Raw genomic sequence first — 12,799 nt, 5'->3', positions numbered from 1 at the left:
AGGAGCCGGCATGAAGGTTCGTGCCTCGATCCGGTCCCTGGCCAAGCAGCCGGGGTCCAAGGTGGTCCGACGCCGCGGTCACACCTACGTCATCAACAAGAAGAACCCCCGCCTCAAGGCCCGTCAGGGCTGAGCCACGACGGGAACCCAAGGAACACGGATCCTCCGGGACCGGCACCTGAGCCGTTTCTACGGCGGGGGCCGGTCCCGGTTAGGCTGAGGCCATGGCTCACTCCACGGCGCAACCCGACTCCGCCGCCCACCTGGTCCTGTCCCTGTCCTGCCCCGACCGCCCGGGGATCGTCCACGCGGTCACCGGGACGCTGGCGCGCCGCGGTGGGAACATCACTGAGTCCAAGCAGTTCGGGGACTCCTCCACGGGCCTGTTCTTCATGCGGGTCCAGGTGCTCACCACCGTGCCGCGCGTGGAGCTGGAGAAGGACCTAGCCGAGCTGGCCGGCGAGTACGAGATGGAGTGGAGCCTCGACGAGGTGGGGCGCGCCATGCGCACCCTCATCATGGTCTCCAAGGAGGGGCACTGCCTGACCGACCTGCTCTTCCGGGCCCGCAGCCAGGGACTGCCGGTCGACGTCGTCGGCGTGGTGGGCAACCATGAGACGCTGCGGGACGTTGCCGAGTTCTACGGGGTGCCCTTCCACCACATCCCGGTCACCAAGGAGACCAAGGAGGCCGCCGAGGCCGAGCTGCTGGGGCTGGTGGACTCCCTCGACGTCGAGCTGGTGGTGCTGGCCCGCTACATGCAGATCCTCTCCCCCACCCTGTGCGAGCGGCTGCACGGGGGCGTCATCAACATCCACCACTCGTTCCTGCCGTCCTTCAAGGGGGCGCGTCCCTACGCCCAGGCGCACGAGCGCGGGGTCAAGCTCATCGGGGCGACGGCGCACTACGTGACGGCGGACCTCGACGAGGGGCCGATCATCGAGCAGGACGTGACGCGGGCCGGGCACGAGGACTCCGTGTCCATGCTGCAGGCCAAGGGCCAGGACGTCGAGCGCCGGGTGCTGGCGCAGGCGGTGCGCTGGCACACCGAGCACCGGGTGCTGCTCAACGGGCACCGCACCGTCGTCTTCGCCTGAGCGCACTGCCGGCCTGGAGCAGAAACTCGCTTCCTGCGGCGTCACACCAGAACCACTGAAGTTCAGCAACACCACCCCTTCCCGGGAGGATTCCCCCGCAATGCGGATTGAATAACTCTGCCCACACATCGGGCTGGAGCCTCCTGGCGGAGATCGTGGACCTCTGCCCAGGTTTTAAACCATGTCAGCCAACCTGAACACCCTCTTGCAAACCTCGTCTGCAACACAGGGCACGAGCCACCAATGAGCGCCGCATTCACAAAGAAAAGTGAATCAACCCCTTGAACGCCCACAAATCCTCAACCTCTGACAGGAATGCATCACAAATTACGTCACCCACGGTCGAACAACAAACCAGTGACGAACAACAGAAAATTTCTCGTTGCGCGAAATAATCGCGGTGTCACAACAGAGACGAGTAACGTCCACACTGGTAACATGACATACATCGCTTCACCGAACAACCTAGCATTGAGGCACTCATGACACAGGCAACCGAACTGTACGACAAGTGGATCCGAGCATGGAACGGCGAGATGGATCTCATTGACGAGATCATCTCTCCTGATTTTCACTTCCATCCCACCAACGAAGAATCTGGCGAGGACTACTCAGGTCGCGACGGAGTCCGGAAGATGATCACCAGTAGCCGCACCCTCTTCACCCCCATCACTTTCAGTATCGAAATCGATCCGATCATCCAAGGCGACTTGCTTGCAGCCAGATGGATCGGCGAAGGCCAATACGCTGGAGGTTTTCCAGGCGCAACAGCAGAACCAGGAACCAGGGTCCGCTTCTCGGCAATCGACATCTTACGATTCAAGGACGGTAAGTTCATTGAATACTGGCACAATGCCGACGACCTGACGTTCATGTCAAGCATCGGAGCCGTAAGCTTCAACGGATAGAGACCGTCATCCCACCCAGGCACACAGTATTTCTACCCGCCTATGTCGACCCCACGGGTATTCACTTTTTCTTCTCTTGCCGCACCCTAGCCACAGCAAGAGTCACTGAAATTGCAAGCAATGGTCGGCAGAGGCGTAGCCTGGCATCATGACGACTCTTGAGATGCTCATTGACGTCCTGTCCCGGTCCCGCGAGCGCTTCGATCGCGCCTTCGACGGTGTCACGCTCGAGCAGGCCAACACCCGGCCCGCCCCGGACATGGCGCCCCGCATCGACTCGCTGACCTGGCTGGCCTGGCACACGGCCCGCGAGCTCGACATCCAGGTCGCAGCCCTGGCGGGCGTCGAGCCCGTCTGGGTCACCGGCGGCCACCGGGAGCGCTTCGCCCTGCCCCTGCCCGACAACACCGAGGACTGGCGGCACACGCCCGAGGAGGCCGCCCAGGTCATCGTCGGCGACCTCTCCGTCCTGACTGCCTATCTCGATGACGCCTACGCCCTGGCCACCACTTACCTGCGATCCCTCACGCCGGAGTCACTCGACGACGTCATCGACGAGTCCTGGGACCCGCCCGTCACCCGGGCCGTGCGCCTGGCCTCAGTCGTCGACGACGCCGCCCAGCACTCCGGACAGGCCGTCTACACCCGCCGCCTCCTGGGCCTGCCGGGCTAGACACGCAGCCCACCCCGAACCACACGTTCGCCCCGACCTGGCGGTTCAGGTCGGGGCGAACGGCTCCCACATGACAAGAGACTGCTGGGGCCCACGTGGGCCGGTGGTGCGGGAGGATCAGGCGGCGGGCTCCACCGCCTCGCCGCGGCGCAGCACGTTGACGGGCCGCAGATCCGCGTCGGTGACGACGACGTCGGCCCACAGGCCCGCCCGCAACGCCCCCACGGATGAGTCACCAAGGATCTGGGCGCCCTGGACGCTGGCGGCGTAGACGGCGTCGACCAGGTCGACTCCCCCCTGCCAGGTGGTGCGCACGACATCGATGAGGTGGGCGGTCCCACCGGCGATCGCGCCGCCCTCGGTGAGGCGGGCGACGCCGTCGGCCACGGTGACCGACTGGGAGCCGAGCACGTAGTCGCCGTCAGCCATACCGGCCGCCGCCATGGCGTCAGTGACCAGGACGACGTTGTCGCGCCCCAGGGTCTCGAACATGTCCAGGACGATGGCGGGGCTGAGGTGCACGCCGTCGCCGATCATCTCCAGGACGCACTCGCCGCGCTGGGCGGCCGCCAGGAACTCGGGCACGGGCCCGGGCGTGCGGTGGTGCATGGGGCGCATGCCGTTGAACAGGTGGGTGGCGGTCGAGCGCGGGGCGCGGACCGCCTCGCCGGCCTCCAGGCGCTCGGCGATGCGCGCGGCGGCGTCGGCCAGGGCGGCGCGCACGGGGGCGGCCTCGGAGTCGGTGTGCCCGAAGGAGGGCAGCGCCCCGCCCTCGATGAGGGCCGCGTTGACGCCGTCGTCGCCGGTGATGCCGGGTTTCTCCGGGGCGATCGTCATGGTGACGACGTGCCCGCCGCCAAGCTCGATGAGCTCACGGGTCAGGGCGGCGTCGGGGTCGATGATGTAGGTGGGGTCCTGGGCGCCGCAGCGCTCGACCGAGACGAAGGGCCCCTCGAAGTGGATGCCGGCGAGCTCGCCGTCCTCGCACAACCCTGCCAGCACCCGGGTGCGCGCGCGCAGGACATCGGGGGCGGCCGTCACGCAGGATGCCACGAGCGAGGTGGTGCCGAAGCGGCGGTGCTCGAGCACGGAGACCATCGCCTGCTCGGCGGTCTCGGCGTTGGGGAAGGACTCGCCGCCGCCGCCGTGGCAGTGGACGTCCACCAGTCCCGGCAGGAGGTAACCGCCCTCGGGTGCAGTCTGCGCCTGCTCGACGGCGTCTCCGAAGCCGGCCCGGGCGGCCTGGTCAGCGGTCCCGACCCACGCGATGTGGGATCCGGACAGGACGACCGCCCCATCGTCGATGATGTGGTCGGGGGTGACGACGCGACCCCGAAGTGCGCGGACCTGCATGGCTTCGTTGCTCATGAGTCGGATTCTGTCACTACTCCAGACATCAGACAACCTCCTTCGGAGCGTCTTCTCCCCCACACTGCGCGGGCGAAAAGCCGGTTCCGCTTCGGTCACCCGGCCAGGCGCCGCTCCATGCGGGTGACGGCCCGGTTGACGTCGCGCTCCACGCGGGCCGACGGCGCCGCCCCGCCCTTCCACAGCAGGCCCTCACCGACCGGCCGCACGGCGACGAGACGGCCACGGTCCACCAGGATCGGACGGAACATGCCGTTGCTCGCCGGGCAGATGAGGCGTTCGCCGTCGTCATCGGTGAGGCAGGAGCGGTCCTTGTAGCCCACGTGCAGCTCGTCGAAGGAGCCCAGGAAGTACGTGGCCTGCGCGGCGCCGCGGTGGGCGGACAGGAGGTCGGGCAGGTCGGCGCGCATGTAGAGCAGGCCGGCCTTCGGGGCCGACTCGCCGGGGTCGAGCGCCCGCAAGCCTCCGCGCGCCCCGCCCTCGGCGACCGCCCGCACCAGCGGGACACGGGCCCCGGCCGGCCCACCGGCGCCCTCGGCTGAGGCATGCTCCTCCCCCAGCTCGACGGCGTCCTCCAGGGCGCGGGCGGCCTGCGTCTTGGGCAGTGTGGTCCAGCGGGCCAGGTCCTCGGCGCTGACCGGACCGTGGCCGGCCGCGTAGCGGTAGGCGATGTGCGCGCAGGCGGCGCGGTGACCGGTCCCGCCGTGGGCGACGCCGGCCCCTGCGGGCCCGGAATCGGCGTCGGGGAGGGAACGGGCGTCCATGACGAGGTGCTCGTTGCCGGCCCGCGGCCCCTGGACAAGGATCCCCTCACGCTGGAGACGCACCAGGAGGTGACGACGCCGGTAGGCCGAGACGTCCTCACCGCGGAAGGCCTCCATGAGGCCGGCCTCCTGCCAGGCCGCCAGGAGCACCGAACGCGTCAGCGCGCCCTGGTCCTCGATGAGGCTCAGGGCCACCTCGGCGGCGCGCTCGCACAGAGCGGTATCGACGCCGTAGTCGGCCTCGCTGCGCCGGACCCAGGCGTCCGTGCGGTGCATGAGGGCTACCCGCAGCCAGTGGTGGTCGGCGGCAGTGGTGATGTGGACGGTGCCGCGCATGGGCCAGGAGCGAACCAGGTCACCTCGCGCGAAGGCGGCATCGACGTCGGCCGGGGTGGCCTCGGAGGTGCGCACGAGCAGGGCGTGCGGGACGGCGGAGACCTGCTGGCCCTGGATGGCGAGCTGGCGGGATACTGCCGCGACGATGTCAGGGGCGGCGGTGGCCGGGATGAGGCCCTGGGAGATGATGCGGGCCAGGCTCACCTCGGTCGGCAGCGTTGCGGAGGAGGCGCGGGCGGCGGGCACGGCGGCCTCCTCAGAACAGGCGGGAGCTCGGGTCGTCCATGCCGCGCATGGCATCGTAGTCGAGGGTGACGCAGCGGATGCCGCGGTCCTCGGCCAGGACGCGGGCCTGCGGCTTGATCGTCTGGGCGGCGAAGACGCCCTGGACGGGGGTCAGCAGCGGGTCGCGGTCGAGGAGCTCGAGGTAGCGGGTGAGCTGTTCGACGCCGTCGATCCCGCCGACGCGCTTGATCTCCACGGCCACGGAGCGGCCCTCGGCGTCCTTGGCCATGATGTCGACCGGGCCGATGGCGGTGGGGAACTCGCGGCGCACCAGGCGGTAGCCGGCGCCCAGGACCTCGATCTGCTCGGCCAGGAGCTCCTGGAGGTGGGCCTCGACGCCGTCCTTGGTGAGCCCGGGGTCCACGCCCAGCTCGTGGCTGACGTCGGAGATGGTCTCGAAGACGCGGATGACGAGGCGGTCGTCGGTCTTGGTGGCGCTGACCTCCCAGACCTCGCGCACGCCGTCGGCGGCGGCCTCCTCGTCCGGCTCGGTGACGGCCAGGCGGGCCGGGGCGCTCATCCAGTTCAGGGGCTTGTAGGAGCCGCCGTCGGAGTGGATGAGGACCGAGCCGTCGGCCTTGAGCATGAGCACGCGAGTGGCCCGGGGCAGGTGGGCGTCCAGGCGGCCGGAGTAGTCGACGGAGCAGGAGGCAATAACGAGGCGCACCCGTCCACCCTAGCGGGGCGGGCCCGGGCTCGGCGCGACACCGGGGCCGGCGGGCCTGAGCATCGTGTCACCCACGGGGAGCCAACCGCCATGAACGTCACCGAGTCCGGGCCAGGATCAGTCAGTAGAGCCTGGGCTGCTCGGGGGAGGCGGACTCCACCCAGGCGACCAGCGCCGAGTGGGACTCCTCCATCATGGCCAGGTCGAAGCCCTCGGGGCTGCGGGTGGCATCCACGCAGTGAACCTCGACGACGCGCCCCTGCTCCCGGCGGCGCCGTACCTCGGAGAGCTCCAGGTTCAAGCGGCTCCATGAGCGCGACGGCCTGGTGGAGAAGGACACGAGGCGGTACCACTCCAGGGAGTCGAGCCGGAAGGAGGCGACCCCGCTCAGCCAGCGCTGCGCCCCACGTGGACGCAGGGCGCACTCGAAAGAGCCGACCTGTCCGGCCAGATAGCGCAGGCGGGCCAGGAACCCACCGATCAGCAGCACGAGGACGATGACGACGAGCGCCACGATCATCCACACGTGCTGCCCCATGCCTCAGGCCTCCGTGCCCTGCTTCACATGGTCGGCGGCGATCGTGATGACGTCGTGGTCCACGGAGCAGAAGCCGCCGGACACCTCGATACTGCGCATCTCGCCGTCGATGGGACTCAGTCGCACCGGACCGGATCCCAGGACCGCAAGGAGGGGCTGACGTCCTGGCAGGACCCCCAGCTCCCCGTTGATCAGGGGCACGGAGACCTGCGCCGCCTCACCGGTCCAGGCCTCGCCCGTCGGCGAGACCACCTCAACATGTAAGGCCATGTCCCCCTCCTTTCCTGCGCCCGGCTCTACCCGGATCCTAACGACTCAGGCCTTGAGCTCGGCGGCGCGACGCTCCAGGTCCTCAATCCCACCGATGTTGAAGAAGGCCTGCTCCGGCAGGTCATCGTAGTCACCGTCACAGATGCGGCGGAAGGCCTCGATGGTCTCCGACAGCGGCACGGTGGAGCCGGCCACGCCGGTGAACTTCTCCGCCATGTAGGTGTTCTGGGACAGGAACTGCTCGATACGGCGGGCGCGGGCCACCGTCACCTTGTCCTCCTCGCCGAGCTCGTCGACGCCGAGGATCGCGATGATGTCCTGGAGCTCCTTGTTCTTCTGGAGGATGGACTTCACGCGGGTGGCGACGTCGTAGTGCTCCTGGCCCACGTAGCCGGGGGCCAGCAGGCGCGAGGTGGAGGTCAGCGGGTCCACGGCCGGGTAGATGCCTCGCGAGGCGATCTCACGGCTGAGCTCGGTGGTGGCGTCCAGGTGGGCGAAGGTCGTGGCCGGCGCCGGGTCGGTGTAGTCGTCGGCGGGCACGTAGATCGCCTGCAGGGAGGTGATGGAGTGGCCGCCGGCGGAGGTGATGCGCTCCTGGAGCTGGCCCATCTCGTCGGCCAGGTTGGGCTGGTAGCCCACGGCCGAGGGCATGCGCCCCAGCAGCGTGGAGACCTCGGAGCCGGCCTGGGTGAAGCGGAAGATGTTGTCGATGAACAGCAGCACGTCCTGGTGCTGGACGTCGCGGAAGTACTCGGCCATCGTCAGGGCGGACAGGGCCACGCGCAGACGCGTGCCCGGCGGCTCGTCCATCTGGCCGAAGACCAGGGCGGTCTTGTCGAACACGCCGGCCTCGTCCATCTCGACGATGAGGTCGTTGCCCTCACGGGTGCGCTCCCCCACGCCGGCGAACACGGAGACACCGCCGTGGTTCTGGGCCACGCGCTGGATCATCTCCTGGATGAGGACGGTCTTGCCCACGCCGGCGCCGCCGAACAGGCCGATCTTGCCGCCCTGCACGTAAGGGGTGAGCAGGTCGATGACCTTGATGCCGGTCTCGAACATCTGCTCCTTGGACTCGAGCTGGTCGAAGGCCGGGGGCTGGCGGTGGATGGGCCAGCGCTCGGTGACCTCCAGCTGCTCGCCGGGGCCGAGGTTGAGGACGTCACCGGTGACATTGAAGACGTGCCCCTTGGTCACGTCGCCCACGGGCACGGAGATCGGCGCGCCGGTGTCGCGCACCTGCGTGCCGCGCACGAGGCCGTCGGTGGGCTTGAGGGAGATCGTGCGCACGATGTTGTCACCCAGGTGCTGGGCGACCTCCAGGGTGATCTCGTGGGGCTCCTCGCCGGCGCTGGTGGCCTGGACGGTCACCTTGAGGGCGTTGTACATCGCCGGGATCGCATCAGGCGGGAACTCGACGTCGACGACGGCGCCGATGATGCGGGTGATGCGTCCCGTCCCGGGGGTGGTGGTGTCAGCCATGTGCGTTCTTCCGTATCTTCCAGAGCTGAGAGGGGTCCTGCTCGGTGAGGTGAGTCTGTGTGGGGTTCTCGACGACGTCGGGGCTGCCCGGCCTATTCGGTCCCCAGGGCGTCGGCACCCGAGACGATCTCAGTGATCTCCTGGGTGATGTCGCCCTGGCGGGCCGCGTTGGCCAGGCGGGTGTAGGTGATGATGAGGTCCTCGGCGTTGTCCGTGGCCGTGTGCATGGCCTGCTGGCGGCTGGCCAGCTCGGAGGCGGCCGACTGCAGCAGGGCGTTGCGGATGCGCGAGCCCATGTAGCGGGTCAGGAGGGCGTCGAGCACCTCGGAGGGCCCGGGCTCGAACTCGTAGAGCGGCATGGAGCTGCCGTGCTTGGCCGCCAGCTCCTTCTCCAGGGCCTCGTTGCCGGCGTCGTCGAGCTCACCGGCCCCCTCGACGTCGACCACCTTGAGCGGCAGCATGCGACGCACCTCGGGAACCTGGGAGACCATCGAGACGTAGCGGGTGAAGACGATGTGGACCTCGGCGACGCCGCCGGCCTCGGCCGGCTGGAGGAAGTAGTCCAGCAGGGTGGTGGCCACTTCCTCGATGGCCTCGTCGCTGGGGCGGTCGGACTGCCCGGTCCAGGAGAACTCGATCGGCGTGCCCCGGAAGCTGAAGTAGCTCTGGGCGCGCCGGCCGAAGGTGAAGATGACCGGCTCCTTGCCGTCCTTGACCAGGTCCTCGATGAGGCGGCCGGTCTCGCGCAGGATGGTGGCCGAGTAGGCGCCGGCCATGCCGCGGTCGGAGGTGACCACGAGGATCGCCACGCGCTTGGTGTCGGTGCGCTCCTGGGTGATGGGGTGCTCGAAGCGGGAGTAGGTCCCCAGCGCGGCCACCGCCTGGCTCAGGGCGTGATCGTAGGGCGAGGCCTCCTGCGCGTTGCGGCGCGCCTGCCCGATCCGGGACGAGGCGATGAGCTCCATCGCCCGGAACACCTTCTGGAGGGTCTGGGTCGATCGAATGCGCTGCTTGTAGACGCGCTGGTTTCCTGCCACGTCAGCCCCTCTTGACCACGAGCTGCTCGGTGGTCCTCTCGGCGGCGGGCTCCTCCTCGGGCTCGGCGACCTGGGCGCCCAGCATCTGCTCACCGGAGGCGAAGGTGCGCCGGAAGGCCTCGACGGCCTTGACCAGGGCCTCCTCGGTCTCGTCGCTGAGCTGCCCGGTGGACTCGATGGTGTCGAGGATGTCGGTGTTGCGCCGCAGGTGGTCCAGGAAGGCGGCCTCGAAGGGCAGGACGTCGGAGACGTCGATGTCGTCGAGGTAGCCCTTGGTGCCGGCCCAGACGCTGGCGACCTGCTCGGCCACCGGGTAGGGCGTGTACTGGGGCTGCTTGAGCAGCTCCATGAGGCGCTCACCGCGGGTGAGCTGGGCGCGGGTGGCGGCGTCCAGGTCGGAGGCGAACATGGCGAAAGCCTGCATGGAGCGGTACTGGGCCAGGGTGATCTTGAGGGTTCCGGCGACCTTCTTCATGGCCTTGACCTGGGCGGCGCCGCCCACGCGGGACACGGAGATGCCGACGTCGACGGCGGGGCGCTGGTCGGCGTTGAACAGGTCGGACTGGAGGAAGATCTGTCCGTCGGTGATGGAGATGACGTTGGTGGGGATATAGGCCGAGACGTCGTTGGCCTTGGTCTCGATGATCGGCAGCCCGGTCATGGAGCCCGCCCCCAGCTCGTCGGAGAGCTTGGAGCAGCGCTCCAGCAGGCGCGAGTGGAGGTAGAAGACGTCACCGGGGTAGGCCTCGCGGCCCGGCGGACGGCGCAGCAGCAGGGAGACGGCGCGGTAGGCCTCGGCCTGCTTGGACAGGTCGTCGAAGACGATGAGGACGTGCTTGCCCTGGTACATCCAGTGCTGGCCGATGGCCGAGCCCGTGTAGGGCGACAGGTACTTGAAGCCGGCCGGGTCGGAGGCTGGGGAGGCCACGATGGTGGTGTACTCCAGGGCGCCGCGCTCCTCCAGGGTGGCGCGCACGGCGGCGATGGTGGAGCCCTTCTGGCCGGTGGCCACGTAGATGCAGCGCACCTGCTTGCTCGGGTCGCCGGACTCCCAGGCGTCCTTCTGGTTGAGGATGGTGTCCAGGGCGATGGCGGTCTTGCCGGTCTGGCGGTCGCCGATGATGAGCTGGCGCTGGCCTCGGCCGATCGGGATCATCGAGTCGATGGCCTTGAGCCCGGTCTGGAGGGGCTCGTGGACGGACTTGCGGGCCATGACGCCGGGGGCCTGGAGCTCCAGGGCGCGGCGGCTCTCGGCGTCGATCTCGCCCAGGCCGTCGATGGGCCGGCCAAGCGGGTCGACGACGCGGCCCAGGTAGGCGTCGCCCACGGGCACGGAGAGGACCTCGCCGGTGCGGCGCACGACCTGGCCCTCGTCGATGCCGTCGAAGGATCCCAGGACGACGACGCCGATCCTGCGCTCCTCGAGGTTCATGGCCAGGCCTGCGGTACCGTCCTCGAAGGTGAGCAGCTCGTTGGCCATGACGCCGGGCAGGCCCTCGACGTGCGCGATGCCGTCAGCGGCGAAGACGACGTGCCCGACCTCCTCGGCCGCGACCTCGGCGGGCTTGTAGGACTCGGCGAACTCGTTCAGGGCCGAGCGGATCTCCTCGGGCCTGATGGTCAGCTCTGCCATCTCGTCTCCTTGCTGGTTGCGTTCTGGGGGCCGGCGGCGCTGGGAGTGAGCGACGACGGCGGGGGGGGGTGAAGTTGTGGGGTCGGCGGGAGCCGGTGGGCTAGCCCGCCAGACGGGCGCGCAGCTCGGCGACGGCGCTGCGCACGGTGCGGTCCATGACGTAGTTCCTCATCGAGATGCGTGCTCCGCCGATGACCGCGGAGTCGACCTCGCAGTTGAGGTCGATCCTGGTATCCAGCCTGCGCTCCAGGATGGTGCGCAGGCGCTCCTCCTGGGCCGAGGTCATGGGGATGGCGGTGACGACGTCGACGATGGTGCGATGGCGCATCTCAGCGGCCAGCTCGACGACGCGTCGCAGGTTGCGCAGCGGGCCGCCCTCGGCGCGGTGCCGCACGCACCAGCTCACCAGGCTCATGGCGGGGGCACTGATGTGGGGGGCGAAGACGGACTCGGCCAGGCGGGTCCGGGCCTCGGTGCTGGTACGGCGCGAGGGGGTCAGGGCCTCACGCAGGTCGCGGTCGTCTGCGATCTGCTCGTGGACCTCGAAGAGCTGCTGCTCGATCTCCTCCGCCGAGCCGTCCGCGTGGGCGCCGGCGAGGATCGCCTCGATGCCCAGGTCGTGGAGGGCGGAGACCAGGTCGACGGCCTTGGACCAGCGGCCGCGGACCATGGCGCTGAGCAGGTCGACGACGCGCTCGTCCACGGTGCCGGTGAAGAGCCGGCGGGCCAGGGCCACCTTGTCCTCGGCCTCGCGGCCCGGGTCGGTCAGCGGACCGGGCAGCGAGTGAACGGCGACCTGGTGGGCGAGGGCGAGGATCTGACGACCCAGCTCCTGGCCCTCGACGCCCGCGGCCGTGAGCACCGGGCTCCAGGCCTGGCTCACGGTCTCGCGGGTCGCGGACGTTCCTGTTCTCACTGCGCCGCCTCCGCAGTGGAGTCGACGCCGACATCGAGTCCCTCGACCGGCTCCATGGTCTCGAGCTCGTCGAGGAAGCGGTCGATGACCCGCTCGGACAGGGCGGTGTCGCTCAGGTGCTCACCGACGATGCGCTCGGCCAGGGTGGAGGCGAGCATGCCGACGTCGGTTCGCAGAGAGATCTGTGCGGCCTGCTTCTCAGCCAGGATCTGACGCTGAGCACCCTCGACGATGCCTGCGGCCTCCGCCTGGGCGTCGTCGCGGGCCTTGGCGATGATCTCCTTGGCCTCGCTCTGAGCGTTGTCACGGATGCGGGCGGCCTCTCGGCGGGCCTCGTCCACGAGCCGGGCGGCGCGCTTCTCGGCGTCGGCCTGGTCCTGCTTGGCCTTGTCGGCCAGGTCGAGGCCCTCCTGGATGCGCCGGGCGCGCTCGTCCAGGACGGCGTAGAGCCGGGGCAGGGCGTAGCGGCCCACCACCAGGAGGATGAGCAGGAGGACGACCGCAGCCCAGAAGATCTCATGGGCGTGGGGCAGGATGAAGGCCGTGCCTCCGCCCTGCCCGCCCTCGTTGGCCAGGGGAAGCATCACTTGACAACGAACGGGATAACGAAGCCGATGAGGGCCAGGGCCTCGACCATGCCCGCACCGATGATCATGTTGGTGAACAGGCGCCCGGCCACCTCGGGCTGACGGGCCGTACCCTCCTGGGTCTTGCCGACCATGATGCCGATGCCGATGCCCGGGCCGAGCGTGGCCAGGCCGTAGCCGACGTATGCGAGAGCAGCGGAGGTCATATGTGGTTCCTTCTTTCTGGCGCCGGATGGCG

15 protein-coding genes are annotated in these 12,799 nt (G+C 69.2%); 4 read left to right on the top strand and 11 right to left on the bottom strand.

Features of this window, described 5'->3' with window-relative positions; translation table 11 throughout:
• Positions 1–10: 10 nt before the first annotated feature.
• The 4 genes from ykgO to FBF36_RS03930 all read left to right on the top strand — a co-directional run bounded on the left by ykgO (position 11) and on the right by FBF36_RS03930 (position 2,678).
• Positions 11–133, top strand: coding sequence for a type B 50S ribosomal protein L36 (gene ykgO / locus FBF36_RS03945; protein ID WP_003782012.1), 123 nt, complete (start codon positions 11–13; stop codon positions 131–133).
• A 91-nt stretch (positions 134–224) separates the two neighbouring features.
• Complete coding sequence (purU, locus tag FBF36_RS03940; protein WP_009395617.1) at positions 225–1,097, top strand: formyltetrahydrofolate deformylase; 873 nt, start codon at positions 225–227, stop codon at positions 1,095–1,097.
• Between the two features lie 482 nt (positions 1,098–1,579).
• On the top strand, positions 1,580–2,005 hold the full coding sequence (locus FBF36_RS03935) for an ester cyclase (protein WP_009395615.1): 426 nt from the start codon (positions 1,580–1,582) through the stop codon (positions 2,003–2,005).
• Positions 2,006–2,153: 148 nt separating this feature from the next.
• A complete protein-coding gene (locus FBF36_RS03930) occupies positions 2,154–2,678 on the top strand; it encodes a DinB family protein (protein ID WP_009395612.1) in 525 nt (174 codons plus the stop codon).
• Between the two features lie 117 nt (positions 2,679–2,795).
• Here FBF36_RS03930 and FBF36_RS03925 read toward each other — a convergent pair whose 3' ends face one another.
• The 11 genes from FBF36_RS03925 to atpE all read right to left on the bottom strand — a co-directional run bounded on the left by FBF36_RS03925 (position 2,796) and on the right by atpE (position 12,767).
• Entirely contained in the window at positions 2,796–4,031 is a 1,236-nt protein-coding gene (locus tag FBF36_RS03925) for an N-acetylglucosamine-6-phosphate deacetylase (protein WP_192575010.1), read from the bottom strand.
• A 110-nt stretch (positions 4,032–4,141) separates the two neighbouring features.
• On the bottom strand, positions 4,142–5,392 hold the full coding sequence (locus FBF36_RS03920; RefSeq protein WP_192574994.1) for a DNA glycosylase AlkZ-like family protein: 1,251 nt from the start codon (positions 5,390–5,392) through the stop codon (positions 4,142–4,144).
• A gap of 10 nt (positions 5,393–5,402) precedes the next feature.
• A complete protein-coding gene (gene nucS, locus FBF36_RS03915; RefSeq protein WP_009395863.1) occupies positions 5,403–6,098 on the bottom strand; it encodes an endonuclease NucS in 696 nt (231 codons plus the stop codon).
• Positions 6,099–6,219: 121 nt separating this feature from the next.
• Positions 6,220–6,636: a DUF2550 family protein gene (locus FBF36_RS03910; protein ID WP_009395862.1), complete on the bottom strand. Its 417-nt coding sequence runs from the start codon at positions 6,634–6,636 to the stop codon at positions 6,220–6,222.
• Between the two features lie 3 nt (positions 6,637–6,639).
• The gene (locus FBF36_RS03905; RefSeq protein WP_009395861.1) at positions 6,640–6,906 is read right to left on the bottom strand and encodes a F0F1 ATP synthase subunit epsilon; all 267 of its coding nucleotides are present in this window, start codon (positions 6,904–6,906) and stop codon (positions 6,640–6,642) included.
• Positions 6,907–6,951: 45 nt separating this feature from the next.
• Positions 6,952–8,388: a F0F1 ATP synthase subunit beta gene (atpD, locus tag FBF36_RS03900; protein ID WP_009395860.1), complete on the bottom strand. Its 1,437-nt coding sequence runs from the start codon at positions 8,386–8,388 to the stop codon at positions 6,952–6,954.
• Positions 8,389–8,480: 92 nt separating this feature from the next.
• Positions 8,481–9,425, bottom strand: coding sequence for a F0F1 ATP synthase subunit gamma (locus tag FBF36_RS03895; RefSeq protein WP_009395858.1), 945 nt, complete (start codon positions 9,423–9,425; stop codon positions 8,481–8,483).
• Between the two features lies 1 nt (position 9,426).
• The gene (gene atpA / locus FBF36_RS03890; RefSeq protein ID WP_009395857.1) at positions 9,427–11,058 is read right to left on the bottom strand and encodes a F0F1 ATP synthase subunit alpha; all 1,632 of its coding nucleotides are present in this window, start codon (positions 11,056–11,058) and stop codon (positions 9,427–9,429) included.
• A 100-nt stretch (positions 11,059–11,158) separates the two neighbouring features.
• Positions 11,159–11,974: a F0F1 ATP synthase subunit delta gene (locus tag FBF36_RS03885; protein ID WP_009395856.1), complete on the bottom strand. Its 816-nt coding sequence runs from the start codon at positions 11,972–11,974 to the stop codon at positions 11,159–11,161.
• Positions 11,971–12,558 carry a F0F1 ATP synthase subunit B gene (locus FBF36_RS03880; protein ID WP_009395855.1) on the bottom strand — a complete coding sequence of 196 codons (588 nt, stop codon included), beginning with the start codon at positions 12,556–12,558 and terminating at the stop codon, positions 11,971–11,973. Before FBF36_RS03880 ends, FBF36_RS03885 begins: the two co-directional genes overlap by 4 nt.
• Positions 12,558–12,767, bottom strand: a complete 210-nt coding sequence (gene atpE / locus FBF36_RS03875) for an ATP synthase F0 subunit C (RefSeq protein ID WP_009395854.1) — start codon at positions 12,765–12,767, stop codon at positions 12,558–12,560. Before atpE ends, FBF36_RS03880 begins: the two co-directional genes overlap by 1 nt.
• Positions 12,768–12,799 lie beyond the last annotated feature (32 nt).

This window comes from Actinomyces sp. oral taxon 171 str. F0337, from assembly GCF_005696555.1.
Classification (GTDB): domain Bacteria; phylum Actinomycetota; class Actinomycetes; order Actinomycetales; family Actinomycetaceae; genus Actinomyces; species Actinomyces oris_E.
The sequence above is the reverse complement of the archived record's forward strand: the minus strand, read 5'-3'. Positions and strand labels throughout refer to the sequence as shown.

Excerpts from the sequence above, each read along its gene's own strand:
- atpA (WP_009395857.1), bottom strand. The coding sequence starts at position 11,058 with ATGGCAGAGCTGACCATCAGGCCCGAGGAGATCCGCTCGGCCCTGAAC.
- purU (WP_009395617.1), top strand. The coding sequence starts at position 225 with ATGGCTCACTCCACGGCGCAACCCGACTCCGCCGCCCACCTGGTCCTG.
- FBF36_RS03930 (WP_009395612.1), top strand. The coding sequence starts at position 2,154 with ATGACGACTCTTGAGATGCTCATTGACGTCCTGTCCCGGTCCCGCGAG.
- FBF36_RS03880 (WP_009395855.1), bottom strand. The coding sequence starts at position 12,558 with ATGCTTCCCCTGGCCAACGAGGGCGGGCAGGGCGGAGGCACGGCCTTC.
- atpE (WP_009395854.1), bottom strand. The coding sequence starts at position 12,767 with ATGACCTCCGCTGCTCTCGCATACGTCGGCTACGGCCTGGCCACGCTC.
- atpD (WP_009395860.1), bottom strand. The coding sequence starts at position 8,388 with ATGGCTGACACCACCACCCCCGGGACGGGACGCATCACCCGCATCATC.
- FBF36_RS03925 (WP_192575010.1), bottom strand. The coding sequence starts at position 4,031 with ATGCAGGTCCGCGCACTTCGGGGTCGCGTCGTCACCCCCGACCACATC.
- ykgO (WP_003782012.1), top strand. The coding sequence starts at position 11 with ATGAAGGTTCGTGCCTCGATCCGGTCCCTGGCCAAGCAGCCGGGGTCC.
- FBF36_RS03905 (WP_009395861.1), bottom strand. The coding sequence starts at position 6,906 with ATGGCCTTACATGTTGAGGTGGTCTCGCCGACGGGCGAGGCCTGGACC.
- FBF36_RS03935 (WP_009395615.1), top strand. The coding sequence starts at position 1,580 with ATGACACAGGCAACCGAACTGTACGACAAGTGGATCCGAGCATGGAAC.
- FBF36_RS03910 (WP_009395862.1), bottom strand. The coding sequence starts at position 6,636 with ATGGGGCAGCACGTGTGGATGATCGTGGCGCTCGTCGTCATCGTCCTC.